The 2914-nt window shown below is 60.8% G+C and carries 4 protein-coding genes; all 4 read left to right on the top strand.

Annotated features, from left to right (window positions below; translation table 11 throughout):
- Positions 1-1406 (top strand): cytochrome-c oxidase, cbb3-type subunit II (gene ccoO, locus HKN37_11385; GenBank protein NNE47251.1); only part of this gene is annotated, 1406 nt, incomplete at its 5' end.
- Positions 1403-1588: a hypothetical protein gene (locus tag HKN37_11380; GenBank protein ID NNE47250.1), complete on the top strand. Its 186-nt coding sequence runs from the start codon at positions 1403-1405 to the stop codon at positions 1586-1588. The genes ccoO and HKN37_11380, both read left to right, overlap by 4 nt.
- On the top strand, positions 1581-2168 hold the full coding sequence (locus HKN37_11375; GenBank protein ID NNE47249.1) for a c-type cytochrome: 588 nt from the start codon (positions 1581-1583) through the stop codon (positions 2166-2168). The genes HKN37_11380 and HKN37_11375 overlap by 8 nt, the downstream gene beginning before the upstream one ends.
- 26 nt (positions 2169-2194) lie before the next feature.
- Positions 2195-2914: 4Fe-4S binding protein (locus HKN37_11370; protein NNE47248.1), on the top strand; the 720-nt coding region annotated here is incomplete at its 3' end.

Raw genomic sequence — 2914 nt, 5'->3', positions numbered from 1 at the left:
TCTACGGCATGAGCACGTTCGAAGGACCGCTCCTCAGCATCAAGAGTGTGAGCGGCCTCGCCCACTACACCGACTGGATCATCGGTCACGTGCACAGCGGCGCCCTCGGCTGGAACGGCTTGATGGCCGCAGGAATGTTCTACTGGCTCGTTCCGAGGCTGTACGGCACCAAGCTTCGCTCTGTTTCAGCCGCGAACTTCCATTTCTGGATCGCGACCGTTGGGATTCTCATTTACGCCATCTCGATGTGGGTCGCCGGCATTACGCAAGGTCTGATGTGGCGCGCGGTCAGCGAGACCGGCGGGCTGCTCTACCCGAACTTCGTGGAAACCTATCTCGCCATTCGGCCGATGTACTGGGCACGCCTGATCTCCGGCCTCCTCTATTTCGCGGGTATCGTCCTGATGGCCTGGAACCTCATTGCGACTGCCAGGAGCGGAGCCCCGGTGGACGGTGAGCTCGAAGTCGCCGTAGTCACCGAACCTCGGGATCGTGAGATCCCTTGGCCGAAGCTCATCTTCGGGCAGCCGGTCCTCGCGTCGATCATCATCATGGGTTTGCTCTTTGGCATGGCTCTCTTCGACGGCTTGGTGAGCACCATCCTCGCCATCGCCGCGGTCATGTGGGCTGTGGCGGCGATTGCGGTGTCGATGCGCAATCGCGGTGACGAAAAGATTTCCTGGCATCACGCCATCGAAGGGCGGGCGGGCGTCTTCACGGTCCTAGTCGTGGTGGGGATATTGGTCGGCGGAGTTGCCGAGATCATCCCGATGGTCATCTCCGTTCCGGAGACGATTCGCACGACCAAGAACGTTCCTTACACGCCTCTGGAGCTCGAAGGCCGCGATGTCTTCATTCGAGAAGGCTGCTACACCTGCCATTCGCAGATGATTCGACCCTTCGTTTGGGAGACCGCACGCTACGGCGAGGTATCGACGATGGACGACTCGATTTTCGACCATCCCTTCCAGTGGGGCTCCCGCCGCATCGGTCCGGACCTAGCGCGCGTCGGCGGCAAGTACAACGATGTCTGGCACTACAAGCACATGATCAACCCGCGTGAGATTTCACCCGACTCGAACATGCCGCCCTACCCGCACCTCTCGAAGGAAACGATCGACTTCGCCGACACGGAGGTGAAGCTGCGAGCCATGCGGAACATCGGTGTCCCGTACCGGGCCGATCAGATTCAAACGGCTGAACAGAGCGCGCAATCTGCAGCATCTGCGATCGCTGCAGGCATTGCCACGGACACCGGGGTTGCCGTATGTGACGAGCCGGCCGAAGGCTGCGAGCTCGTGGTCAACAGCCGATTGGTGGCGCTGATCTCGTATCTGCAGCGACTGGGTCGTGTCCCCGAAGCCAAGGCGCTCGCTGCAGTCGAAGCGAAAGAGGTAGCCCAATGAGCCGCTTTGCACGCGAATTCTTCGAACAAAGCCCCGTGCTGCTCTATCCACTGCTGTCGCTGGGTTTGTTCTTCATCGTGTTTCTTGTCGTGATCGTTCGCGCAACGCGAATGAAAGCATCCGAGGCGGACCGGTATGCACGCATTCCGCTCGAAGAGGAGTCGGAGGTACCCCATGAGTGATCAAAAACGAACCGACGAAATCCAAGGCGAGATCCTCCACGTCTATGACGACATCGAGGAGGCCGACAACAACTTGCCTACCTGGTGGCTGCTCACGTTCTATGGAGCGGTCGCCTTCGGGCTAGTCTACTGGTTTCACTACCACGAGTACGGCATTGGGAAGCTGCAGCCGGAGGTGTACGCGGAACAGATGGCGGCCGCCGCAGCCGAACGCGGCATCGCGACGGATGAGTCACTCGAGGCCTTGGCGCTCGACGAGACCGCCGTGGCCGCAGGCAAGGAAATCTTCACGGCCCAGTGCTACGCGTGTCACGAGCAGGGGCAGGGCCGCGTCGGCCTCGGGTCCAACCTTACCGATGAGTACTGGGTCCACGGCGGAGCGCCGACCGACATCCACGCGACCGTCACCAATGGCATTCCGGAAAAGGGCATGACGCCGTGGGGCGCCATCCTCGGGGAAGAGGGCGTGAGTCAGGTCACCGCGTACGTGCTGACGCTTCGCAACACGAACCTCGAAGGCGGCAAGCCGGTCGAAGAGAACGCCGTGGTTTGGAAGCCGGACGGCGAGATTGCCGAATAGGCGCCTGGCCCTAGAGGCAGCATAGCATGACCACAAAGCTGCCAGTCATCGAAGAACCTGCGAGCTCGCTTCGTTCCGACGGTAGTCGCAACTACGTGCATCCGGCGGACGTGAAGGGCCGCTTCACGCGCCTCCGCTATGTGATCTTCAGCGTGCTGATCGCGATCTACGTCGTCCTCCCATTCGTTAAAATCGGCGGGCATCCGGCGGTCTTCATGGACATCGTCAATCGGCGTTTCTACTTGTTCGGCGGCGTATTCAACGCACAGGACTTCTGGCTCGTGTTCTTCCTGCTGAGCGGGGTCGGGCTGACCCTCCTCATCGTCACGGCAATCAAAGGTCGCCTGTGGTGCGGCTACGCCTGCCCGCACACCGTCTTTCTGGAGGGCGTGTTTCGTCGTATCGAGCGTCTCATCGAAGGGCCGCGGGCACAGCGGCTGCGGCGCAATGCCGCTGGGCTCAGCTTCGACAAGGTTTGGCGCAAGCTACTCAAGCACGGCGTGTACATCGTGCTCGCGCTCCTGCTCTCGCACGTGTTCATCAGCTACTTCGTCTCGCTCCCATCAGTCATCGACATGGTGCAGCGGAGCCCTTCCGAGCACCCGACCGCATTCACTTGGGTCATCGTGATGTCGGCCATCCTCTACTTCAACTTCAGTTGGTTTCGCGAGCAGCTGTGTCTGATCATTTGTCCCTACGGCCGTCTCCAGTCGGCAATGACCGATCGGGACACCATGGTCATCGGC

This window comes from Rhodothermales bacterium (assembly GCA_013002345.1).
In the GTDB taxonomy this organism is placed as follows: domain Bacteria; phylum Bacteroidota; class Rhodothermia; order Rhodothermales; family JABDKH01; genus JABDKH01.
Note: the sequence above shows the minus strand (reverse complement) of the source record. Positions and strands in the feature narration are given on the sequence as shown.

Bases quoted from the DNA above. Each gene is read 5' to 3' on its own strand.
- HKN37_11380 (NNE47250.1), top strand. From the start codon at position 1,403: ATGAGCCGCTTTGCACGCGAATTCTTCGAACAAAGCCCCGTGCTGCTC.
- HKN37_11375 (NNE47249.1), top strand. From the start codon at position 1,581: ATGAGTGATCAAAAACGAACCGACGAAATCCAAGGCGAGATCCTCCAC.